General features: G+C 67.8%; 24 protein-coding genes. 7 read left to right on the top strand and 17 right to left on the bottom strand.

Features of this window, described 5'->3' with window-relative positions:
• Window positions 1-4 precede the first annotated feature (4 nt).
• The 6 genes from E5S69_RS29105 to E5S69_RS29130 form a co-directional block, all read right to left on the bottom strand.
• The gene (locus tag E5S69_RS29105; protein ID WP_216621471.1) at window positions 5-1744 is read right to left on the bottom strand and encodes an ABC transporter substrate-binding protein; all 1740 of its coding nucleotides are present in this window, start codon (window positions 1742-1744) and stop codon (window positions 5-7) included.
• A gap of 100 nt (window positions 1745-1844) precedes the next feature.
• Window positions 1845-2153: a DUF2160 domain-containing protein gene (locus tag E5S69_RS29110; RefSeq protein ID WP_171517893.1), complete on the bottom strand. Its 309-nt coding sequence runs from the start codon at window positions 2151-2153 to the stop codon at window positions 1845-1847.
• A gap of 30 nt (window positions 2154-2183) precedes the next feature.
• A complete protein-coding gene (locus E5S69_RS29115) occupies window positions 2184-3050 on the bottom strand; it encodes a carbohydrate ABC transporter permease (protein WP_171517894.1) in 867 nt (288 codons plus the stop codon).
• Window positions 3043-3927 carry a carbohydrate ABC transporter permease gene (locus E5S69_RS29120; RefSeq protein ID WP_171517895.1) on the bottom strand — a complete coding sequence of 295 codons (885 nt, stop codon included), beginning with the start codon at window positions 3925-3927 and terminating at the stop codon, window positions 3043-3045. Before E5S69_RS29120 ends, E5S69_RS29115 begins: the two co-directional genes overlap by 8 nt.
• Window positions 3924-5030 carry an ABC transporter ATP-binding protein gene (locus E5S69_RS29125; RefSeq protein WP_171517896.1) on the bottom strand — a complete coding sequence of 369 codons (1107 nt, stop codon included), beginning with the start codon at window positions 5028-5030 and terminating at the stop codon, window positions 3924-3926. Before E5S69_RS29125 ends, E5S69_RS29120 begins: the two co-directional genes overlap by 4 nt.
• A gap of 1 nt (window position 5031) precedes the next feature.
• Window positions 5032-6153: an ABC transporter ATP-binding protein gene (locus tag E5S69_RS29130; RefSeq protein ID WP_171517897.1), complete on the bottom strand. Its 1122-nt coding sequence runs from the start codon at window positions 6151-6153 to the stop codon at window positions 5032-5034.
• A gap of 157 nt (window positions 6154-6310) precedes the next feature.
• Here E5S69_RS29130 and E5S69_RS29135 point away from each other — a divergent pair, with 157 nt between their 5' ends.
• Window positions 6311-7081 (top strand): DeoR/GlpR family DNA-binding transcription regulator, encoded by a 771-nt coding sequence (locus tag E5S69_RS29135; protein WP_171517898.1) that lies wholly within the window; start codon window positions 6311-6313, stop codon window positions 7079-7081.
• Window positions 7082-7232: 151 nt separating this feature from the next.
• Here E5S69_RS29135 and purU read toward each other — a convergent pair whose 3' ends face one another.
• Both purU and E5S69_RS29145 read right to left on the bottom strand, forming a co-directional pair.
• On the bottom strand, window positions 7233-8099 hold the full coding sequence (gene purU / locus E5S69_RS29140; protein ID WP_171517899.1) for a formyltetrahydrofolate deformylase: 867 nt from the start codon (window positions 8097-8099) through the stop codon (window positions 7233-7235).
• 120 nt (window positions 8100-8219) lie between these two features.
• Entirely contained in the window at window positions 8220-9155 is a 936-nt protein-coding gene (locus E5S69_RS29145; protein WP_171517900.1) for an NUDIX hydrolase, read from the bottom strand.
• A gap of 56 nt (window positions 9156-9211) precedes the next feature.
• Here E5S69_RS29145 and glpK point away from each other — a divergent pair, with 56 nt between their 5' ends.
• The 4 genes from glpK (at window position 9212) to E5S69_RS29165 (ending at window position 13371) form a co-directional block, all read left to right on the top strand.
• Window positions 9212-10783 carry a glycerol kinase GlpK gene (gene glpK, locus E5S69_RS29150; protein ID WP_171517901.1) on the top strand — a complete coding sequence of 524 codons (1572 nt, stop codon included), beginning with the start codon at window positions 9212-9214 and terminating at the stop codon, window positions 10781-10783.
• A 78-nt stretch (window positions 10784-10861) separates the two neighbouring features.
• Window positions 10862-12466 carry a glycerol-3-phosphate dehydrogenase/oxidase gene (locus E5S69_RS29155; protein WP_171517902.1) on the top strand — a complete coding sequence of 535 codons (1605 nt, stop codon included), beginning with the start codon at window positions 10862-10864 and terminating at the stop codon, window positions 12464-12466.
• Between the two features lie 69 nt (window positions 12467-12535).
• Window positions 12536-12913, top strand: a complete 378-nt coding sequence (locus tag E5S69_RS29160) for an MliC family protein (protein ID WP_171517903.1) — start codon at window positions 12536-12538, stop codon at window positions 12911-12913.
• Between the two features lie 80 nt (window positions 12914-12993).
• Window positions 12994-13371: a hypothetical protein gene (locus tag E5S69_RS29165; RefSeq protein ID WP_171517904.1), complete on the top strand. Its 378-nt coding sequence runs from the start codon at window positions 12994-12996 to the stop codon at window positions 13369-13371.
• Window positions 13372-13413: 42 nt separating this feature from the next.
• Here the strand turns inward: E5S69_RS29165 and E5S69_RS29170 are convergent, their stop codons facing one another.
• The 6 genes from E5S69_RS29170 to E5S69_RS29195 all read right to left on the bottom strand — a co-directional run bounded on the left by E5S69_RS29170 (window position 13414) and on the right by E5S69_RS29195 (window position 15888).
• Window positions 13414-13698 (bottom strand): hypothetical protein, encoded by a 285-nt coding sequence (locus E5S69_RS29170; RefSeq protein ID WP_171517905.1) that lies wholly within the window; start codon window positions 13696-13698, stop codon window positions 13414-13416.
• A gap of 92 nt (window positions 13699-13790) precedes the next feature.
• Window positions 13791-14015, bottom strand: a complete 225-nt coding sequence (locus E5S69_RS29175; protein ID WP_062800783.1) for a hypothetical protein — start codon at window positions 14013-14015, stop codon at window positions 13791-13793.
• A gap of 113 nt (window positions 14016-14128) precedes the next feature.
• Window positions 14129-14551 (bottom strand): YXWGXW repeat-containing protein, encoded by a 423-nt coding sequence (locus E5S69_RS29180; RefSeq protein ID WP_171517906.1) that lies wholly within the window; start codon window positions 14549-14551, stop codon window positions 14129-14131.
• Between the two features lie 137 nt (window positions 14552-14688).
• Complete coding sequence (locus E5S69_RS29185) at window positions 14689-14892, bottom strand: hypothetical protein (RefSeq protein ID WP_171517907.1); 204 nt, start codon at window positions 14890-14892, stop codon at window positions 14689-14691.
• A 66-nt stretch (window positions 14893-14958) separates the two neighbouring features.
• Window positions 14959-15363 (bottom strand): lysozyme inhibitor LprI family protein, encoded by a 405-nt coding sequence (locus tag E5S69_RS29190; RefSeq protein ID WP_171517908.1) that lies wholly within the window; start codon window positions 15361-15363, stop codon window positions 14959-14961.
• Between the two features lie 63 nt (window positions 15364-15426).
• Window positions 15427-15888 (bottom strand): CopD family protein, encoded by a 462-nt coding sequence (locus E5S69_RS29195; protein WP_171517918.1) that lies wholly within the window; start codon window positions 15886-15888, stop codon window positions 15427-15429.
• A 301-nt stretch (window positions 15889-16189) separates the two neighbouring features.
• On the opposite strand from E5S69_RS29195, the gene E5S69_RS29200 reads away from it, so the two are divergent.
• Both E5S69_RS29200 and E5S69_RS29205 read left to right on the top strand, forming a co-directional pair.
• The gene (locus E5S69_RS29200; protein ID WP_171517909.1) at window positions 16190-16789 is read left to right on the top strand and encodes a YfiR family protein; all 600 of its coding nucleotides are present in this window, start codon (window positions 16190-16192) and stop codon (window positions 16787-16789) included.
• On the top strand, window positions 16786-18051 hold the full coding sequence (locus tag E5S69_RS29205) for a diguanylate cyclase domain-containing protein (protein WP_171517910.1): 1266 nt from the start codon (window positions 16786-16788) through the stop codon (window positions 18049-18051). The genes E5S69_RS29200 and E5S69_RS29205 overlap by 4 nt, the downstream gene beginning before the upstream one ends.
• 142 nt (window positions 18052-18193) lie before the next feature.
• Here the strand turns inward: E5S69_RS29205 and E5S69_RS29210 are convergent, their stop codons facing one another.
• The 3 genes from E5S69_RS29210 to E5S69_RS29220 form a co-directional block, all read right to left on the bottom strand.
• The gene (locus E5S69_RS29210) at window positions 18194-18466 is read right to left on the bottom strand and encodes a hypothetical protein (protein WP_171517911.1); all 273 of its coding nucleotides are present in this window, start codon (window positions 18464-18466) and stop codon (window positions 18194-18196) included.
• A gap of 61 nt (window positions 18467-18527) precedes the next feature.
• Entirely contained in the window at window positions 18528-19376 is an 849-nt protein-coding gene (locus E5S69_RS29215) for a D-amino acid aminotransferase (protein ID WP_171517912.1), read from the bottom strand.
• 120 nt (window positions 19377-19496) lie between these two features.
• Entirely contained in the window at window positions 19497-19985 is a 489-nt protein-coding gene (locus tag E5S69_RS29220; protein ID WP_171517913.1) for a GNAT family N-acetyltransferase, read from the bottom strand.
• Between the last annotated feature and the right edge of the window lie 209 nt (window positions 19986-20194).

A 20194-nucleotide genomic window follows, 5' to 3' on the forward strand; every position in this document is an offset into this window, starting at 1 on the left:
TGCCTCAGCGCACCTTGCCCTCTTTCCACGCCTGCAGCAGCTTGTCGTACGGAATGGTCTCGCCCTTGGGCTTCTCGTTGGCAAGCTTCTGCCATGGCGCGTGGTCGTTCGACAGCCACTTGCCCGGATCGCCCTTCGCGTTCAGCTTGGGCGCGCAATGGCTCATGCCGGCGCGCTGCAGCCGCGCCATGACCTGGTCCATCTCTTCGGCCAGCGTGTCCATGGCGGCTTGCGGCGTTTTCTCGCCGGTCACCGCGGTGGCGACGTTCTTCCACCACAGCTGGGCCAGCTTCGGATAATCCGGCACGTTGGTGCCTGTCGGCGTCCATGCCACGCGCGCCGGGCTGCGGTAGAACTCGACCAGGCCGCCATACTTGGCGGCGTTCTTGGTCAGGTAGTCGTGGTGGATGTCACTGTCGCGGATAAAGGTCAGGCCGGTCAGCGACTTCTTCAGCGATACCGTCTTCGACGTCACGAACTGCGCATACAGCCACGCGCCGGCCTGCTTGTTGGGGTCGGTGTTCTTGAAGAAGGTCCACGAGCCCACATCCTGGTAGCCGTTCTGCATGCCCTGCTTCCAGTAAGGCCCATATGGCGACGGCGCCATGCGCCATTTGGGCGAGCCGTCGGCGTTGACGACCGGCAGGCCCTTCTTGGTCATGTCGGCGGTAAAGGCCGTGTACCAGAAGATCTGCTGCGCCACCTGGCCCTGCGCAGGCACCGGGCCGGCCTCGGAAAAGGTCATGCCCATCGCCTGCGGCGGCGCGAACTTTTTCATCCAGTCGATGTACTTAGTCAGCGCATAGACCGCCGCCGGGCTGTTGGTGGCGCCGCCGCGCGCCACCGAGGCACCCGTCGGCGTGCATTTGTCCTCGGCCACGCGGATGCCCCACTCGTCCACCGGCATGCCGTTGGGCAGGCCCTTGTCGGCGGTGCCGGCCATCGACAGCCAGGCGTCGGTGAAGCGCCAGCCCAGCGACGGGTCCTTCTTGCCATAGTCCATGTGGCCGTAGACCTTCTTGCCGTCGATCTCTTTGACATCGTTGGTGAAGAAGTTGGCGATGTCCTCGTAGGCGGACCAGTTGGTCGGCACGCCCAGGTCGTAGCCGTACTTGGCCTTGAACTTGTCCTGCAGGTCCTTGCGCGCGAACCAGTCGGCGCGGAACCAGTAAAGGTTGGCGAACTGCTGGTCGGGCAACTGGTACAGCTTGCCATCGGGCGCGGTGGTGAACTTGGTGCCGATGAAGTCCTTCACATCCAGCCCGGGGTTGGTCCACTCCTTGCCGGCACCGTTCATGTAGTCGGTCAGCGGCAGGATCGAGCCATAGCGATAGTGCGTGCCGATCAGGTCAGAGTCCGAGATCCAGCCATCGTAGATGGACTTGCCGGATTGCATCGAGGTCTGCAGCTTCTCGACCACGTCGCCTTCCTGGATCAGGTCATGGTTGACCTTGATGCCGGTGATCTCTTCGAAGGCCTTGGCCAGGGTCTTGGATTCGTACTCGTGCGTGGTGATGGTCTCGGACACCACGTTGATCTGGGTGACGCCCTTGGCCTTGAGCTTGGCGGCGGCATCGATAAACCACTTCATTTCCGCCGCCTGCTTGTCCTTGGACAGCGACGAGGGCTGGAACTCGTTGTCGATCCACTTCTTCGCTTCTGTTTCGCCTGCCCAGGCGGCGCCGCAAGCCAGCGCGGCCGCGCAGGCAAGGGCTGACATCCCCAACGTCACGTGCACTTTCATCGGTGTCTCCTCAAGAATCCCCTGCCCCGGTTGTGGTGTGGGTGGCGGCCCCGGGGTGGGGACAAGCCGCGTTTCCCGTTGATGACAGCTGGCGGGAGCGCTAGCCCCTGCGCAGGATCAGCGCCAGCACCAGCATTGATGCCACGAAGCTGATCCACACCGACGGCTCTTCCGGCAGCGCCAGCCAGGCGGCGACCTTCTCGCCCAGGCCGACCCACGCCAGGTTGATCCACGCCGCGCACATCAGCCCGATAAAGAGCCGGTCGCCGCGGGTGGTGGCGATCGGCAGGAAGCCCTTGCGCAGCACCGACGGCGAACGGATTTCCAGGATCGTCATGCCGATCAGCATCACCACGATGCAGCCAAAGAACACCGCCACCGGTGTGGTCCATACCATCCAGCTCAGCATTGGCACCGTCTCCTTGCAAACGCGTGGAAGCTAAACGCGGCCCATCGCGAAGCCTTTCGCGATGTAGTGCCGCACGAACCAGATCACGATGCCGCCGGGCACGATGGTCAGCACGCCGGCCGCGGCCAGCACGCCCCAGTCCATGCCCGATGCCGATACCGTGCGCGTCATGGTGGCGACAATGGGCTTGGCGTTGACCGAGGTCAGCGTGCGCGCCAGCAGCAGTTCCACCCAGCTGAACATGAAGCAGAAGAATGCGGCCACGCCCACCCCGGCCTTGATCAGCGGCAGGAAGATGGTCAGGAAGAAACGCGGGAACGAGTAGCCGTCGACATAGGCGGTCTCGTCGATTTCGCGCGGCACGCCCGACATGAAGCCCTCAAGGATCCACACCGCCAGCGGCACGTTGAAGACCAGGTGCGCCAGCGCCACGCCCAGGTGCGTATCCATCAGCCCGATGGTGCTGTAGAGCTGGAAGAACGGCAGCAGGAACACCGCCGGCGGCGTCATGCGGTTGGTCAGCAGCCAGAAGAACACGTGCTTGTCGCCGATGAACTGGTAGCGCGAAAAGGCGTAGGCGGCCGGCAGCGCCACGCCGATCGAGATCACCGTGTTCATCGCCACGTAGATCATCGAGTTGACATAGCCTGAATACCAGGACGGATCGGTGAAGATGGTCTTGTAGTGCTCCAGCGTGAACTGGCTTGGCCACAGCGACAGCGTGGACACGATCTCCTCGTTGGTCTTGAACGACATGTTGACCATCCAGTAGATCGGCACGATGGCGAACAGCAGGTAGGCCAGCAGGAAGCCGGCGCGCCACCAGGCGGCGCGGTTGGCCCGCACAGGGATCGCGGTAGGGATCAAGGCAGGGACTGCCGAAGAGATCTCAGCCATGGGGCATGTCCTCGCTGCCGGCGGTGCCCGCGCGCTGCATCCAGTTGTAGAGGATGAAACACATGAGCAGGATGATCAGGAAGTAGACAATGGAAAATGCCGCCGCCGGCCCCAGGTCGAACTGGCCGACCGCCTTCTGGGTCAGGTATTGCGACAGGAACGTGGTGGCGTTGCCCGGCCCGCCGCCGGTCAGCACGAATGGCTCGGTGTAGATCATGAAGCTGTCCATGAAGCGCAGCAGTACCGCGATCATCAACACGCCGCGCAGCTTGGGCAGCTGGATATGCCGGAACACCGCCAGACGCGAGGCGCCGTCGATCTGCGCGGCCTGATAATAGGCGTCGGGGATCGCTCGCAGGCCGGCATAGCACAGCAGCGCCACCAGCGGCGTCCAGTGCCAGACGTCCATCACCAGCACCGTGATCCAGGCGTCGAAGGCGCTGCCGGTGTAGTTGTAGTCGAAGCCGAGCCCTTCCAGCGCCGCGCCGAGCAGACCGATGTCGGTGCGCCCGAAGATCTGCCAGATGGTGCCGACCACGTTCCACGGGATCAGCAGCGACAGCGCGATGACCACCAGCACCGCCGACGCCTTCCAGCCCCGCGCCGGCATCGACAGCGCCAGCAGGATGCCCAGCGGGATCTCCACCAGCAACACCGCCAGCGAGAAGCCGAGCTGGCGCAGCAGCGCGTCATGCAGCTCGCCGTCGCGCAGCACCGTGCGGAACCATTCGGTGCCGACGAACACGCGCCGCTCGGGCGAGATGATGTCCTGCACCGAGTAGTTGACGATGGTCATCAGAGGCAGGATGGCGGAGAACGCCACGCATACCACCACCGGCAGCACCAGCAGCCAGGCCTTCTGGTTGACCGGCTTCATGGCACCAGCTCCTCGTTGACGTAGTAGCAGGTATGCCGGTTGAACACCGACAGCCACGCCGTATCCCCCGCGCGCAGGCCGGCCGCCTCCGCACCCAGCCGCGCGCGCAGCGTACCGGCCTGCGCGCCTGCCTCCTGCACCGTGCCGGTCAGCATCCAGTAGGTGCCGATGTCCTGGGCGCGCTGCACCTGCACCGGCACCGCCTGCGCGTCGCGTTCCGGCGCCAGCCGCAGGTATTCCGGGCGTACCCCGATGCGGAAGCTGCCGGCCTCGCTCAGGGCCGCCTCCACCGGCGGCGCCAGCGCAGGCAGGTAGCGGCGCCCGGCCACTTCGATGGCGCCGTCGCGCCACTGTCCGGACAGGAAGTTCATGCCCGGCGAGCCGATGAAGTGCCCGACAAAGGTATGCGCCGGCCGCTCGAACAGCGCGTCGGCCGGGCCCACCTGCACCGCCTTGCCGCGCGACATCACCACCACCTGGTCGGCAAAGGTCAGCGCCTCGGTCTGGTCGTGGGTCACGTAGATCAGCGTCAGGCGGAACTCGTGGTGGATTTCCTTGAGCTTGCGCCGCAGCTGCCATTTCAGCTGCGGGTCGATCACCGTCAGCGGCTCGTCGAACAGGATGGCCGACACGTCCTGGCGCACCAGCCCGCGCCCGAGCGAGATCTTCTGCTTGGCATCGGCGGCCAGGCCGCTGGCGCGGCGCCCCAGCGTCGATGACAGGTCCAGCATCTCGGCGACGCGCCCGACGCGCTCGCGCACCTGGGCTTCCGGCACGCCGCGGTTGCGCAGCGGAAAGGCCAGGTTTTCGCCGACGGTCATGGTGTCGTAGATCACCGGGAACTGGAACACCTGGGCGATATTGCGCGCCTGCGGCGTGGCGCCGGTGACGTCGCGGCCGTCGAAGGCAATAGTGCCGTGCGATGGCCGCAGCAGCCCGGAAATACAGTTCAGCAAGGTGGTCTTGCCGCAGCCGGACGGACCCAGCAGCGCATAGGCGCCGCCGTCTTCAAAGGTAAAGCGCAGCGGCAGCAGCGCGTAGTCCTCGTCGGTATGTGGCTGGGGCACATACGAGTGCGCCAGGTCCAGGTCGATGCGCGCCATCTCAGCCTCCTGCCGCAGCGGCCGTGCCGGGCCCATCGGTCGCCAGCGCCCCAGGCCGGCGCGGCGCATGAATGCGGCGGCCCTCCGCATCGAACAGGTAGAGCTGTTCGGGCAACAGGTGCAGCGTCACCGGCTCGCCCAGCCGCAGGTCGAGCACGCCCGCGACCTGCGCCACCAGGTTGCCGACCGAAGTATCGGCGTGGACAAAGGTGTCCGACCCGGACAACTCGGCAAGCGCCACGCGGCCCGGCACCGCCACCGCGCCAGGCTCGCCGGCCAGGCGCAAGGCCGAGGCGCGCACGCCCAGCGTCACCGGGCCGTCATGCGCCGCCACGCCGGGCACCGGCACCGCGATCCCGCCGGCCAGCGTGACCCGGCCGCCCTCGAGCCGGCCCTCGGCCAGGTTCATGGGCGGATCGTTGAAGGCGCGCGCCACCCGCAGCGAATCCGGATAGTGGAAGACCTGCGGCGTGGGGCCGTACTGCAGCAGCTCGCCCGCATCCAGCACCGCCGTGTGGCCGCCCAGCAGCAGAGCCTCGCCGGGCTCGGTGGTGGCGTAGATCACGGTGGCATCGCCGTGCGCGAACAGCTGGGTCAGTTCTTCGCGCAATTCTTCGCGCAGCTTGTAGTCCAGGTTGACCAGCGGCTCGTCCAGCAACATCAGCGGGGCCTGCTTGGCCAGCGCGCGCGCCAGCGCCACGCGCTGTTGCTGCCCCCCCGAAAGCTCGGCCGGATAGCGCTCCAGCAGATGGTCGATATGCAGCCGCGCCGCCAACTCGCGCACGCGCCCGGCGATCTCGCCGGCGGCCGCCTTGCGCCGCAGCCGCAGCGGCGAAGCGATGTTGTCGAAGACCCTGAGCGACGGGTAATTGATGAACTGCTGGTAGACCATCGACACATTGCGCGCGCGCACCGGCATGCCGGTGACGTCGTCGCCATCGACCAGCACGCGCCCGGCGCTGGGCCGGTCGAGCCCAGCCATGACCCGCATCAGCGAAGTCTTGCCCGCCTGCGTCGCGCCCAGCAGGATGGTGACCGCGCCGGGAACCGGGGCCAGCGTCATCGGATAGAGATACGCCTGCGAACCTGCCTGCTGTGCGACGCCTTCCAAACGTAGCTGCATCCGGTCTCCCTGTTCGATATGCTGCCGGCATCACGGCGTGCGTTCGATGCAGGCGCACCAATCTTGGCTTCCCGCTCGTTTTAGCAACAAAACGAACAGAAAACAATCATGCACCGCATCATTTTGTTTTCGTTTGTGTTTGAACTAGAATCCCCGCATGACCCTGAATCCGCGCCAGACGGCCCTGCTCGAAGAAGTCCGTACCCAGGGCTTTGCCTCCATCGACGAACTTGCACGCAAGTTCGGCGTCACGCTCCAGACGGTGCGCCGCGATGTCAACCTGCTGGCCGAGAACGGCATGCTGGCGCGTTTCCATGGCGGGGTGCGGGTGGAAGACTCCACCACCGAGAACATTGCCTACCGGCAACGGCAGGTGCTCAATGCCGAGGGCAAGGCGCGCATCGCGCGCGCGGTGGCGGCGGCAGTGCCCGAAGGCTGCTCGCTGATCCTGAACATCGGCACCACGGTGGAAGAGATCGCCCGCGCGCTGGTGCACCATCGGGGGCTGCGCGTGATCACCAACAATCTGAACGTGGCCAACATCCTGGCCGACAACGCCGATTGCGAAGTCATCGTCGCCGGCGGCGTGCTGCGCTCACGCGACCGCGGTATCGTCGGCGAGGCCACAGTGGAGTTCATCCGCCAGTTCAAGGTCGATATCGGGCTGATCGGCATCTCGGGCATCGAGGCCGACGGCACGCTGCGCGACTATGACTTCCGCGAGGTCAAGGTGGCGCGGACCATCATCGAGCATTCTCGCGAGATCTGGCTGGCGGCGGACACCAGCAAGTTCAACCGCCAGGCCATGGTGGAGCTGGCCCATGTATCGCAGGTGGACCGGCTGTTTACCGACGCGCCGCTGGCGGCGCCATTCGACCAGATCCTGGCCGACAGTGGGGTGAAGTGTGTGGTGGCAGAGCGGGAATGAGCGCACCGGAAGCCGGCTTGAGGCTGCCGCGTTGGCGCGGGCGGAGCTGTCGGTGACGCCTGGCGCCGTGCTGGCGCGACAGGCCTGCCCTCTCCCCCGGCCCCTCTCCCGCAAGCGGGCGAGGGGAGAAAACCAAGGGTCGGGCAAGGAACTACTTGAACACTACGGTCTTGTGGCCGTTCAGCAGGATGCGGTGTTCGGCATGCCACTTGACCGCGCGCGCCAGTGCCACGCATTCGACGTCGCGGCCGACGGCGGTCAGTTGCTCCGGATCCATGCTGTGGTCCACGCGCTCGATTTCCTGCTCGATGATCGGGCCTTCGTCCAGGTCGGCGGTGACATAGTGCGCGGTGGCGCCGATCAGCTTCACGCCGCGGTCGTGCGCCTGGTAGTACGGCTTCGCGCCCTTGAAGCTGGGCAGGAACGAATGGTGGATATTGATCGCGCGGCCGGCCAGCTTGCGGCACAGGTCGTTGGACAGTACCTGCATGTAGCGCGCCAGCACCACCAGGTCGATCTTCTGCTCCTGCACCACGTCGAAGACGCGCGCTTCCTGCGCGGCCTTCTGCTCGGCCGAGGCGTTCATCAGCGGCAGGTGGAAGAACGGCACGTCGTACGAAGCCGCCAGCTGGTAGAAGTCGCGGTGGTTCGACACGATGGCCGCGATCTCCACCGGCAGCCCGCCGACCTTGGCACGGAACAGCAGGTCGTTCAGGCAGTGGCCGATCTTGGATACCATGATCATCACGCGCGGCTTGACCGTGGCATCGTTGAGCTCCCATTGCATGCCGAACTGGTCGCCCACCGGCGCGAACGCGGCCTTCAGCGTGGCCAGGTCAGGGCCACCGGCGGCCGGCGTGAAATGCACGCGCATGAAGAAGCGGCCGGCATACTCGTCACCGTACTGGTCGGAATCGACGATATTGCAGCCGTGCTGGAACAGCAGGCCCGAGACGGCGTGGACGATGCCCGGCTGGTCAGGGCACGAGAGGGTCAGGATGAATCCGGTGTTGCTCATGGTGTGTGGTTCGGTCGGGATGGCGCGGCGCAGGGCCGGGGAAGCCAGGGGGGCTCGGTCAGTGCAATGGTCAGTACGGCGGGCAAACCCGGGACAAGCGGCGATGGACCCCGCGGCGGCTCAGTTGTGTTGGCCGGCGCTGAGCCAGCCACGCCGGCAAAGGGCATCCAGCGTCACCAGTGTCGCATCGACCGTCATGGCGCCGGCCGACATGATAGCAAGCAATGGCGCCAGCTCGACGCGCCGGTGCTCGCTCACCTCGCCGTCCTGGTTATGCGGCGTGAAGTCCGGCGGCAGCAGCAGGTCGTAGATATAGACCTGCTCCCATTGCACGCCCTCGGGCAGGTCGCGCAGCACCTCGACCATGCCGTGGGCCTGGGCGCGCTGCGCCAGGCCGGGCGGGATGCCGGACTCTTCCTCGCACTCGCGCACCAGGGTCGCCAGCGGGTCGCTGCCGTGGGGCATGCCGCCAGCCACCAGGTTGTCCCACATGCCGGGGTCGACGGCCTTCGCCGCGCTGCGGCGCGAGATCCACAGCGCCGGCGGCCCGCCCGCCGCGCTGTCGACGATGCCGTTCATGTGCGAAGCAAAGGTCAGCAGGCCCAGGAAGCGCGCTGCGGCGCGTTCGACCACCGCCACCGCGGGCGCATCCAGCGCGGGGGTCACCGCGAACAGTTCGTCGCGCCAGCCGCGCACATGGCCGGCATCGGCCAGCTGGCGGGACAGGGTCCGCAGTGCGGCGCTGCGCGCCTCGAAATCGTGGCAGCCCGGCAGCAGCGCCACGGCCACGGAGCCATCGGCGAGCGGCTGCTCCGGGCCGAGCACGGCACCGAGGCCGCGCAGGATGCCGGCATGTGTGCGCGGCAGCCAGCCGACCTGCCGGCCGCCGGCCATCAGGCGCAGCCTGGCGGCGGCATTGAAGCCGCTGCGCGCCGCCAGCGAGGCAGCGATCCGTGCCGCGGGGTCGTCGGAAGATCCGTCGGAAGATCCGTCGGAAAATCCACCGGCAAACCCACCGGCGGCAGCCGCGGCCGGCAAGAAGGACATTTCAGCCATCAGCAATCCCTGCACCGGCCGCGCCGGCGCGCAGTGTCATTGTCAGGATCGAACGCATGAACCAGCCAGCCGCGCAAGACCCGCGCCCTGCCCCGTCCCAGCTTCCCGCCAAGCCGCAATACGTGCTGGCGCTCGACCAGGGCACCAGCAGCTCGCGCGCCATCCTGTTCGACCATGCGGGCAACGTGGTGCACCTGGCACAGCGCGAGTTCCGCCAATATTACCCACATCCGGGCCATGTCGAGCACGATCCCTACGAGATCTGGCAATCGCAGCTGGCGGTGGCGCACCAGGTGCTGGCCGAGGCCGGCATCGCCGCGTCGCAGGTGCGCGCCATCGGCATCACCAACCAGCGCGAGACCACCGTGCTGTGGGACCGCAAGACCGGCGAGCCGGTCGGCCGCGCGCTGGTCTGGCAAGACCGCCGCACCGCACCGATGTGCGAGGCGCTGCAGGCCGCCGGCCACGGCGAACTGTTCCGCGACAAGACCGGCCTGATCATCGATGCCTATTTTTCCGGCACCAAGCTGCGCTGGATGCTGGACAACATCGAAGGCGCGCGGGCGCGCGCGCAGCGCGGCGAGCTCGCTTTCGGCACCGTCGACAGCTGGCTGATCTGGCAACTGACCGACGGCAAGCGCCATGTCACCGATGTATCCAATGCCTCGCGCACGATGCTGTTCAACATCCACAGCTTCGCGTGGGACGACGCGCTGCTGGCGCTGCTCGATATCCCGCACGCGCTGCTGCCCGAGGTGGTGGCCTCCAGCGGCGAGGTCGCGCGCACCGCGGCGCGGCTGTTCGGCATGCCGATCCCGATTGCCGGCATCGCCGGCGACCAGCAAGCCGCTACCTTCGGCCAGGCGTGCCTGGCGCCGGGCATGGCCAAGAACACCTACGGCACCGGCTGCTTCCTGCTGATGAATACGGGGACGCAGCCGGTGACGTCACGCAACCGGCTGCTGACCACCATCGGCTGGCAGTACCATGGCCAGACTCAGTATTGCCTGGAGGGCGGCGTGTTCATGGGCGGCGCCACCATCCAGTGGCTGCGCGACGGCCTCAAGATCATCAACAGCGCGCCCGAGGCCGAGGCGCTGGCGCGCCAGTGCGACGATACCGGCGGCGTGGTGCTGGTGCCGGCCTTTGCCGGGCTGGGCGCGCCGCACTGGGACGCCTTTGCGCGCGGCACGCTGGTCGGCATGACGCGCGGCACCGGCCGGCCGCAGATCGCGCGCGCGGCGCTGGAGTCCATCGCGCTGCAAAGCGTGGACGTGCTCGAGGCCATGCAGAAGGACGCCGGCATCGCGCTGGCCGAGTTGCGCGTGGACGGCGGCGCCTCGCGCAGCGACCTGCTGATGCAGATGCAGGCCGACCTGCTCGGCACCCCGGTGGTGCGCCCGCGCGTGACCGAGACCACCGCGCTCGGCGCCGCCTACCTGGCCGGGCTGGCCACCGGCTACTGGAGCGACCTGGCGCAGATCGCGCAGCAATGGCAGGTGGAGCGGCGCTTCGAGCCGAACCTGTCGGCCGACGCGCGCGGCCACCGGCTCGCGCGCTGGCACCGGGCCGTCGAGCGCGCGCGCGACTGGGCCCGCGAGGACGATGCCGGCGTCGGCCACGGTTGATTCCAGCCCGTCAAACCCGTCCTGCGCACCGCGCGGGCAACTGAACACCTTAGCCAGCACACACCACACACCAGCGTCATGCACAGCCTTCCCACCCCGATCCAGCCGCCCAGCCGCGCCGCCCTGCTCGCCACCCTGGAGCGCGAGCCGCGCTGGGACGTGATCGTCATCGGCGGCGGCGCCACCGGCCTCGGCACGGCGGTCGACGCCGCCTCGCGCGGCTACCGCACGCTGCTGGTCGAAGCCGCGGACTTTGCCAAGGGCACCTCGAGCAAGGCCACCAAGCTGGTGCACGGCGGCGTGCGCTACCTGGCCCAGGGCAATATCAGCCTGGTGCGCGAGGCCCTGCACGAGCGCGGCCTGCTGGCCCGCAACGCGCCGCACCTGGTGTGGCCGCTGGGCTTCGTGGTGCCGGCCTACCAGATGTTCGACCAGCCCTTCTACGGCATCGGCCTCAAGCTCTATGACATGCTGGCCGGCAACCTCAACCTGTCCGGCAGCCGCTGGCTGAACCACCGTGAAGTGCTGGCCGCCGCGCCCAACCTCGCCGAACACGTCGGCGGGCGTCCGCTGCGCGGCGGCAACCTGTACTTCGACGGCCAGTTCGACGATGCCCGGCTGGCGGTGGCGCTGATGCGGACCCTGTTCGACGTGGGCGGCACCGCGCTCAACTATATGCGCGCGACCGGCCTGAGCCAGCAAGGCGGCGTGATCAGCGGCGTGACGGTGCAGGACGCACTGGGCGGCGCCACCTTCCGGCTGCGCGCGGACTGCGTGATCAATGCCACCGGGGTGTGGGTCGATGCCATCCGCCAGATGGAAGACGGACACGCCCGTACCATGGTGGCGCCCAGCCAGGGCGTGCACCTGACGCTGCCGCGCAGCTTCCTGCCTGGCGAGCGCGCCATCCTGATCCCCAAGACCGACGATGGGCGGGTGCTGTTCGTGGTGCCCTGGAACGGGCACACCATCGTCGGCACCACCGACACGCCGCGCCGCGACCTGCCGCTGGAGCCCGACGCCGGCGCCGACGATGTCGATTTCATCCTCGAAACAGCGTCGCGCTACCTGGCCAAGGACCCCACCCGCGCCGACGTCACCAGCGTCTGGGCGGGCCTGCGGCCGCTGGTGCGGGCCACCGGCGAAGCCTCTACCGCTTCGCTGTCGCGCGAACATACCATCCTGGTGTCCAAGGCCGGGCTGATTACCGTCACCGGCGGCAAATGGACCACCTACCGCAAGATGGCCGAAGACGTGATCGAGACCGCGATCCAGCGCCAGATGGTGCGCGCGGCGCCCTGCGTGACCGCGGAGCTGCCGCTGCACGGCGCCGCCGGATTGCCCGCCGACCTGCCGCCGCCGGATTCGGCTTCGCCGGACCGCTACTACGGCAACGAGCTGAACCTGCTGCGCGCATTGCCGGGACACGACCGCATGATCGCGGGCGCATCGGGCCTGACCGAGGCCCATGTGCGCTTTGCCGCCCGGCATGAACTGGCGCGCCGGGTCGAAGACGTGCTGGCGCGCCGCAACCGTGCGCTGTTCCTCGATGCCCGCGCGGCCGTCGATGCGGCACCCGCAGTGGCCGCGATCCTGGCCGAGGAACTCGCCGAGGATGAGGCCTGGCAAGCGCGCGAGTTGGAAAGCTTCCGTGCCCTTGCTGCCGGCTACATGCTCGGCTGAGCGCTTGCCGCAACCTCGCAGTCCGATACGGCTTCCCGCCCCCGACGCCACCTTTCGACCGACCATGCCATGCCCGATCGCTTGATTCTGTCCCGCCCCGGTATCGTTGCCCTGCTGGCCCTCCTCTGTGCCAGCGCCACCGCCCAGGCCGCGCGCGCGCCAGGCATCGACGGCGTGCGCTTTCCCGAGGTGCGCACCGTGCACTACCAGTGCGACGGCGGCAAGACGCTGACGGTGCGCTATTTCAACGGCCCGGACAACCAGGCCGCGGTGTTCCGCATCGAAGGCAAGCCATTGCTGGCGGTCAGCACGGTGTCGGCGTCCGGCGCGCGCTATGTCGGCGGCCGCTACGAATGGTGGACCAAGGGCGAGACCGGCACGCTGCGCGACCTGATGCAGGCGCAAACCGCCGCACCCCTGCTGGCCAACTGCCACGCCGCGCCGTAAGCGGCAGGGTCACGCCACGTCAACGTTTGAAGCCGCGGCGTTCCGGGCGATAATGCGGGGATTGAATCAGGGAGAACACCATGGACGAGATTGAAGATCTGTCCGATCTGCCGATGCCCCGCTTTATCTGGGGCTTCGCCGTGATCGCAGGCAAGGGCGGCGAGGTCATGCACGACGAGTTCGAGTATCTGACCCACACCCGCAGCCCGCGCTTCACCTGCCGCGTGGTCGAGCTGGAGGACATGCCGGCGGAAAGCGAAGAAGACGCCATCGACGGCCGCATCGTTCATGATGACGATCCGAGCCGCATGTTCTACATCACCGATGCCGGCATGGCGCTGGTCAACTTCCAGCTGTTCGACAAGATGCCGGACAAGCAGAAGTTCAAGCGCATCTGCGACGAAGCCATCGCCAACTGGATGCTGCGCCGCGAATTCCTCGACGAGGAAGAGGACTGAGGCAAGACCCAGGCCAACGGCGCCGCGGCGGCCGCGCGTGGCTCAGGCCTGGCCCTGCTCCGGCGGCAGCGCGCCGGCCAGCACTTCATTGAGCAGGCCGGTCATGCCGCCCGGGTGGTTGGCGGCAAGCGCCTGCAGGCGCTTCACCAGGGTGCCGTCGAGCTTGCACGCGAACGGCACCAGCCCTTGCTCCTGGTCCAGCCGGCGCTGCTCGCGCCGGTCCGGGCGCGCCTCGGCACCGGGAATGCCGCCCCGCCCTGCCGCCGCCTGCTTCAGGCTGTTGGCGATCTTCAGGCCCTTGTTTTTTTCCAGGTCCGTTTTCTTCACGGCAATATCCGAAAGTCTGTAGAGGCCGGTATTGTACGCACCCGCGGCACCCGCCGGCCGGCACACGCTCCGCGGGCGTTAATGGTCTCGGGTCATGCGTCGCTGACTTCGATCAGCTCGGCCGCCACCCGCTGGATTTCCGCATAAACCGGAATAGCGTCCATCGGGCCGGTGCAGCCCACTGCCGTGGCCTGGCTGGCATCGGCGCCTGGCGGCAGGAACACGAAAGCCATGCCGGGCTGCCAGCCGGGATGCTTGCGCAGGCTGTCGTTGAGGATGTCGAGATACTGCGCGCGCGTGAAGACGTGCCTTGCCATCGCTACCTCCGGAATCCGCTGCCGATGCGCCGCGCGGGCGCGGGCGTCATGGCGGGGATCGTAGCATGGCAGGGACGCCCGGCGTCACCGCACGGAGCCGGGCCGCGGACCGGTCAGCACTCGCCCTTCTTGGCGTGGCCGGGCGGGCAATGGCTGCCCTGGTCTTTGTGGCCCTTGTTCTTGGGGCCCTTGTCCTTGTACCCGCCCTGATCCCAGCGGCCCGGCACCAGCACCCAGCCGTCGCGCGACTGGATCCAGCGCGGCGACTCATAGACATAGCCGGGGCGCTCACGCTCCCAGCGGCCCTTCTTCCAGGCATGCTTGCGGTAATGATCGTCCCAGTCCCAGTAGCCCGGCATCCAGACGTAGCCGGCGCGCGGCGCGGGCACGGCCTCGTAGATGGGCGCCGGCGGCGGAACGCCAATGGCGATGTTGACAGACACCTGGGCCATCGAGGCCCCGCTGAGGGCCAGGCCCGAACCGAGCAATGCTGCCAGCAGCAGGGCCCTGGCCGGCCGGAACGCGCAATCCGTCATGGGAGTCCTTTCTTGTGGAGGAACATGCCCATAGTCTAGTGCGCCGCAAGCCTCCGGCAAGACAAGAATCGAGTTGGCCGGTCAGGGGTGCCGGAACGCAACACTCCGGTGCAAGCCCCGCTTGCACGCTCGCGCCGCTAGTGATCCTCGGCCATCGCCTTGAGCTGGGCCTCGCCGGCAACCCGCGCGGCATCCGAGGTGGTGAAGGTATCGTCCGACACGATGGCGCGCCGGACCTGCTGCGCGCCGAAATCCACCAGCGCGATGACCCACACGTAGCGCCCCGCCTGGGGCGCGGTCTGCACGAAAGCCTTCAGGTTGTGATGCGATTCACTTGCCATGATCCCTCTCCTGTCGAGGCGTGCCGCGGCACACGTGTCAGGAAACTCTAGCACATGCCGGCGCCCTCACCGGCCGGCGGCCTCGCTGGCGAAGGCGCGCAATTCGCGCGTCCGCGCGGCCGTCATCTCCAGCACGCAGGTCGCGCCGGCCATGCGCGCGGCGCTGCCGCCTGCCGGGTTGGCGATATAAGCGCAATTGGCCTGCCGGTACTCGAGCCAGACCCGCTGCGCCACCCGCAACTGCCCCGTGCGCGGCGCCTCCAGTTGCCGCAGCAGGGCCTGGTAAGCGCTGTTCAGCGCTGCTTCCTGGAGCCGCGACTCGACGGCGGCACAGTTGAGCATGTCGGCGGTCGACCCGGCCTTGCCCATGCAGCGCTCATAGTCAGCGCTGAGGCCGCCATTTTTGGCGGCATTGGCCGGGATGGCCGCCACGGCCAGACCGACGGCGGCAACACATGCGAGGACGCGCATAGCGGCTCTCCCTTGGCGTGGTTGTGACAAAACGAGCGAAGCCCGGCGCGGCGACGGTCGTGCTCAGGCCAGCCAGCGGCCCAGCGTGGCCACGGCGATATTGACCAGCCCGAGCACCAGGTTGGTCCCCACGGCCTGCCGGATCCGGTTCAGCGCCGCGCCGGCGGCTGGCCATTCCTGTGCATCCACGGCCCTGGCCAGCACCCGGTAGGGGCTGAACCACACATAGCAGAAGATGCCCGCCATGACGACACCGATGCCCAGCATCAGGTGCCAGTTGCGCGGTGCGCCAGCCATGCCCGTGACCGCCATCATCGCGCCGCCGCTCAGCAGGATCGCGACCACCGACGCCCATACCCACGGGAAGAAGCGGGCAAACACGCCGCGCCACAGGCGCAGCCGCGGCGGCGGTTCGAGCAGGCTGCCGGCTGCCGGCCGCAGGCACAGGTAGGCGAAGAACATGCCGCCGACCCAGACGGCAACGCCGGTCAGGTGCAGCAAGCGAAAAAGCGGGTCGGCGGTCATGGCGGCAGGCGGCAAGGCGCGTTGGGGCAATGTACGCATTCTAAGTGTTGTGCCCGCCACGGCGAAGCCGGGCAAGCACGCAACGTCTTGCGCGGGGCTTCAGAAAAACCACAGCGGACCGATAAACATTTCGTATCACGCCGCGCCACGAGCAGATCTTCGCAACATCTCGCCCGTGCCGCTTATTTCAGGCCGATCCATCGCGATACCGGGCGCTTGACCGCCCGGAACCCAGCCCCAGCCAATAGCCGCGGCCAGACCCCACCTGCGCAACCGGCCGCCCCGCCCCTCATCCGATACCATGGCGCCCGCCCCAGCCAGCCCTTCTCCGACCTTGCCCGCTGCGCGAGCCCGACCGCTGCGCCGTGGCCCGGCCGCCCTGCTGCTCGCCCTGGCGCTGGCGGTGCTGCCGGCCATGCTGCCCCCCGCGGTCACTGCGCAGCCCGCGCCGCAGCGGTCCGACCTGGTCGCGCGCGTGGTCATCAGCCTGCTCGGGTATGCGCGCTGGCCGGTCGAGCGCGATCCGGTACGGCTGTGCGTGGATAACGCCAGCCGCTATGCGGCGCGGCTGCGCGAAGGCGGCACGCTCGCCAATGGCCGCACCGTGCAGACCCGACCGGTCGACGTGCTGGCCGACATGCTCCACCCGGCATGCGATGCGCTGTACGTGGGCAGCATGAACGAACCGCGCCGCAAACGCCTGTCGGCCGAAGTGACCGGCCGCCCGGTGCTGGTGATCGCCGAAGAAGACTTCGAGTGCGAGGACGGCAGCATGTTCTGCCTCAACATCCGCGACAACCAGGTTTCGTTCCGCGTCAACCTCGACACCCTCGCCCGCAGCGGCGTGCACATGCACCCCGGCGTGCTGCAGCTTGGCCGCCGCAAGGGAGCGCCCTCATGAGCCCGCCCCGGCCGGCGCGCGGGCTCGGCGCGCGCCCCACCCTCTACAGCGTGCTGCGCCGTATCCACCTGGGCGTGGCGCTGATCGCGGTATGCACGGCCGGCCTGGCCCTGACCGCGATCGGCGTTACCGCGCTGCGCGTCTACGCCGACCACAACGTGCGGCTGGTGGCGCGCTCGATCGCCTATACGCTGGAAGCGCCGGTGGTGTTCCGCGACCAGGCGGCTACCGCGGAAACGCTGGCCGCGATCGCGGCATCGGAAGACATCGCCCGCGCCACCGTCTATGACCGCGACCACCACGTCCTGGCGGTATGGCAGCGCCCCGGCCAGGCGCCGCTGACCGGGCTGCGCCATGCGCTCGGAGAATGGCTGGGGACCGATGCCGTGGAACAGCCCATCCTGCACCAGGCGCAGACAGTGGGCATGCTGCGCGTCAGCGGCGACCCGCGCAATCTGCTGCACTTCCTGTTGCAGGGCGCGCTCGGCCTGCTGGCCTGCCTGCTGCTGACCGCGGTTGGCGCCCACTACCTGGCCAGCCGGCTGCTGGTGCAGATCATCGAGCCGTTGCGCAACCTGATGCGGGTGGCCCATGCGGTCCGTTCCCAGCGCGATTTCGCGCAGCGCACGCCGCCGGCCAGCATTGCTGAACTGAATGCCCTCAGCGAGGATTTCAACGGCCTGCTCGACGAACTGCACACCTGGCAGAACCAGATGCAGCACGAGAACCGCTCGCTCGCCCACCGCGCCAACCACGATGCGCTGACCGGGCTGCTGAACCGCGCCGCGTTCGTCGAAGCGCTGGAGCACGCCGTGCGCCACGCCGCTGCCAACGATGAATATGCCGCGGTGCTGTATCTCGACAGCGACGAATTCAAGCACGTCAACGATCGCCACGGCCATGCCGCCGGCGACGCGGTGCTGGTCGCAGTAGCGCAGCGCATGCGTGCCAGCCTGCGTGGCCGCGACACCGTGGCGCGCATCGGCGGCGACGAATTCGCGGTACTGGCCACCGCGCTGCGCGCGCCGGGCGATGCCATCCAGATCGCCGAGCATATCCTGCAGGCGATGGCCTGCCCCATCGACCTGCCCGACGGCAGCTCGGTGCAGGCCTCACTCAGCATCGGGCTGGCCGTCTTCCCGGTCCACGCGCAAGGCAGCCAGGCCCTGCTGCACGCCGCCGACGCCGCCATGTACGGCGCCAAGCGGCGCTCCGGCGGCATCTGGCAAAGCGCCGAGCCGCGCCTGGACGTCACGCAGTGAGAACCCAGATGTTTGCAGGTCGTCTTCTGACCGATGACAGATTCCGCTGGAAGTCCTGGCTGGCGGCCGTCATGCTTGGCCGCGGCAGGACGCGCCGAGAACCGGCGCGTCGCCATCATCGTTTCGATAGAGTAGCGACCGTTCAGTCGCCGAAGGGATTGGGCGCGCGGTTCTCCAGCGCCTCGTTCAGGTCGAACTCGTCGCGCACCTCGTCGACCACCGCGCGCACACTGGCGGCGTAGCCGTGCAGATTGTCAAAGGCCATGTCCCAGTTGCGTCCGCGCGCATCGCGTGGATGCAGCCGCGGCGACGGCACCCGGATTTTGGCGCTGTCTTCGCCGATTTCATCGATCTGCTGGATACGCCGGCTGACCTCGTCCTGCAAGGCGCGCCGGCCGCGCTCACGCTTGGCCATGACTGACTCCTGGCTGAATCCCGATGCATCGTAGCACGCGCCGGGAGAGGCTTGCAGGCGCCTACAGCGCCGCCTTGGCCGCCTGGTAAGCCGCGTACAGGCGCGCGAACACCGGCCCCGGAACCCCCTTGCCGATCTGGCGCCCATCGATGCTGACCACCGGCAGCAACTCCTTGCTGGCCGACGACAGCAGCACCTCATCGGCGCCAAACACCTCATCCCTGCCGATCCGGCGCGACTCCAGCGCAATCCCCATCGCGGCGCAGATCTCCTCCATGAAGCCGTAGCGGATGCCCTCCAGGATCAGGTTGTCTTTCGGCGGCGCCACCACGCGGCCATCGCGCACCACCCACACATTGGACGCCGACGCCTCGGTCAGCCAGCCGTCGCGGAACTGGATCGTCTCGGTCACGCCCTGCTCCACCGCATGCTGTGCCGCCAGCACGTTGCCGAGCAGCGAGGTCGACTTGATCTGGCAATTCAGCCAGCGCCGGTCCTCCATCGTCACGCACGCGACGCCCTGCCCGACCATCTGCGCCGACGGCAGCGCCATCGGATTGGTCATGATCAGCACCGTCGGCACCACCTCCTTCGGGAACGCATGCGTGCGCCTGGCCACGCCGCGTGTCACCTGGATATAGACCAGCTGATCCGACAAGCCGTTGGCCTGCACCACCTCGCCAACACGCTCCAGCCACTGCGCGGCGCTGTACGGATCGGGAATGCCGATGCCCTCCAGGCTCCGGTGCAGGCGCGCCAGGTGGTGCGCACCACGGAACGGCTTGCCGTGGTAGTACGGGATAACCTCATAGATGCCGTCGCCGAAGATAAAGCCGCGGTCGAGAACGGGAATGCGCGCTTCGGAGAGCGGAGTCAGGGTGCCGTTGAGGTGGACGATGGGGTCGGACATGAGTGGCGTGCGGACAGTTTGAAAGAGATGCCTGATTCTTTCACGGTCAGCCCGGCAAGGTCATGCAATCTGCGCATGGGTGCTCGGCGAAGCGCCGCCCATCCGCACTAGCCACCGGACTCAGGCCGGCGCCAGCGGCTTCGCAAGCAGCACCGTGGTAAAGCCGCTGTCCCAGCTCTCATCGGGATAGAAATCGATCTCGGCATAGCCCTGGCGCCGGTAGAAGGCACGGCTCTGCTGGTTGAACGTATCCGTCTCCAGCCTCGCCTCGCGATGCCCGGCACGGGCAATCTCGGCTTCCGCATGCGCGAGCAGCGCCCCGCCCAAGCCCATCCGCTGCCATGCCCGGCCGACATGCAGCGCCCAGATGAAATTGTTTTCCCAATCCACCATGGCGGCTGGCACACCGTCCACGCAGGCGACCCGGAACGCCTGCAAACGTGCCGCGACGTAACTGCGGGTCTTGCCTTGCTGTTCGAAGGCCGCTGCGGCTGCTGGAGCCAGCTGCGGTTTCCAGGTGCCGAGGTAAGTGTCAGTGAGGATAGCCTCCACGGCTTGCGCGTCCGACGGCAAGGCGGGGCGTATTTCGAAACTGGGGAGTTTAGTCATGGGGCGAAAGCATAACCGGGACGCGGATGAATCGGCAGCCCTTGCGCAGACTCTCTCGAAGCCCACTGACGGGCCGGAAACAAAAAAGCCGCCCGGGAAACGGGCGGCTTCGCATGGCCTTGCACAGTGTTCTGGCGGAGAGAGGGGGATTCGAACCCCCGCAATTGCCCGTAGACACTGGCTTTGCGGGAGGAGGTTGCGACAATCTT

It is taken from the genome of Cupriavidus necator (assembly GCF_013141915.1).
GTDB lineage: Bacteria > Pseudomonadota > Gammaproteobacteria > Burkholderiales > Burkholderiaceae > Cupriavidus > Cupriavidus necator_B.

What these genes read in the sequence shown, in the direction of transcription:
- E5S69_RS29105 (WP_216621471.1), bottom strand. Translation starts at nt 1,744, where the DNA reads ATGAAAGTGCACGTGACGTTGGGGATGTCAGCCCTTGCCTGCGCGGCC.
- E5S69_RS29110 (WP_171517893.1), bottom strand. Translation starts at nt 2,153, where the DNA reads ATGCTGAGCTGGATGGTATGGACCACACCGGTGGCGGTGTTCTTTGGC.
- E5S69_RS29115 (WP_171517894.1), bottom strand. Translation starts at nt 3,050, where the DNA reads ATGGCTGAGATCTCTTCGGCAGTCCCTGCCTTGATCCCTACCGCGATC.
- E5S69_RS29120 (WP_171517895.1), bottom strand. Translation starts at nt 3,927, where the DNA reads ATGAAGCCGGTCAACCAGAAGGCCTGGCTGCTGGTGCTGCCGGTGGTG.
- E5S69_RS29125 (WP_171517896.1), bottom strand. Translation starts at nt 5,030, where the DNA reads ATGGCGCGCATCGACCTGGACCTGGCGCACTCGTATGTGCCCCAGCCA.
- E5S69_RS29130 (WP_171517897.1), bottom strand. Translation starts at nt 6,153, where the DNA reads ATGCAGCTACGTTTGGAAGGCGTCGCACAGCAGGCAGGTTCGCAGGCG.
- E5S69_RS29135 (WP_171517898.1), top strand. Translation starts at nt 6,311, where the DNA reads ATGACCCTGAATCCGCGCCAGACGGCCCTGCTCGAAGAAGTCCGTACC.
- purU (WP_171517899.1), bottom strand. Translation starts at nt 8,099, where the DNA reads ATGAGCAACACCGGATTCATCCTGACCCTCTCGTGCCCTGACCAGCCG.
- E5S69_RS29145 (WP_171517900.1), bottom strand. Translation starts at nt 9,155, where the DNA reads ATGGCTGAAATGTCCTTCTTGCCGGCCGCGGCTGCCGCCGGTGGGTTT.
- glpK (WP_171517901.1), top strand. Translation starts at nt 9,212, where the DNA reads ATGAACCAGCCAGCCGCGCAAGACCCGCGCCCTGCCCCGTCCCAGCTT.
- E5S69_RS29155 (WP_171517902.1), top strand. Translation starts at nt 10,862, where the DNA reads ATGCACAGCCTTCCCACCCCGATCCAGCCGCCCAGCCGCGCCGCCCTG.
- E5S69_RS29160 (WP_171517903.1), top strand. Translation starts at nt 12,536, where the DNA reads ATGCCCGATCGCTTGATTCTGTCCCGCCCCGGTATCGTTGCCCTGCTG.
- E5S69_RS29165 (WP_171517904.1), top strand. Translation starts at nt 12,994, where the DNA reads ATGGACGAGATTGAAGATCTGTCCGATCTGCCGATGCCCCGCTTTATC.
- E5S69_RS29175 (WP_062800783.1), bottom strand. Translation starts at nt 14,015, where the DNA reads ATGGCAAGGCACGTCTTCACGCGCGCGCAGTATCTCGACATCCTCAAC.
- E5S69_RS29180 (WP_171517906.1), bottom strand. Translation starts at nt 14,551, where the DNA reads ATGACGGATTGCGCGTTCCGGCCGGCCAGGGCCCTGCTGCTGGCAGCA.
- E5S69_RS29185 (WP_171517907.1), bottom strand. Translation starts at nt 14,892, where the DNA reads ATGGCAAGTGAATCGCATCACAACCTGAAGGCTTTCGTGCAGACCGCG.
- E5S69_RS29190 (WP_171517908.1), bottom strand. Translation starts at nt 15,363, where the DNA reads ATGCGCGTCCTCGCATGTGTTGCCGCCGTCGGTCTGGCCGTGGCGGCC.
- E5S69_RS29195 (WP_171517918.1), bottom strand. Translation starts at nt 15,888, where the DNA reads ATGACCGCCGACCCGCTTTTTCGCTTGCTGCACCTGACCGGCGTTGCC.
- E5S69_RS29200 (WP_171517909.1), top strand. Translation starts at nt 16,190, where the DNA reads ATGGCGCCCGCCCCAGCCAGCCCTTCTCCGACCTTGCCCGCTGCGCGA.
- E5S69_RS29205 (WP_171517910.1), top strand. Translation starts at nt 16,786, where the DNA reads ATGAGCCCGCCCCGGCCGGCGCGCGGGCTCGGCGCGCGCCCCACCCTC.
- E5S69_RS29210 (WP_171517911.1), bottom strand. Translation starts at nt 18,466, where the DNA reads ATGGCCAAGCGTGAGCGCGGCCGGCGCGCCTTGCAGGACGAGGTCAGC.
- E5S69_RS29215 (WP_171517912.1), bottom strand. Translation starts at nt 19,376, where the DNA reads ATGTCCGACCCCATCGTCCACCTCAACGGCACCCTGACTCCGCTCTCC.
- E5S69_RS29220 (WP_171517913.1), bottom strand. Translation starts at nt 19,985, where the DNA reads ATGACTAAACTCCCCAGTTTCGAAATACGCCCCGCCTTGCCGTCGGAC.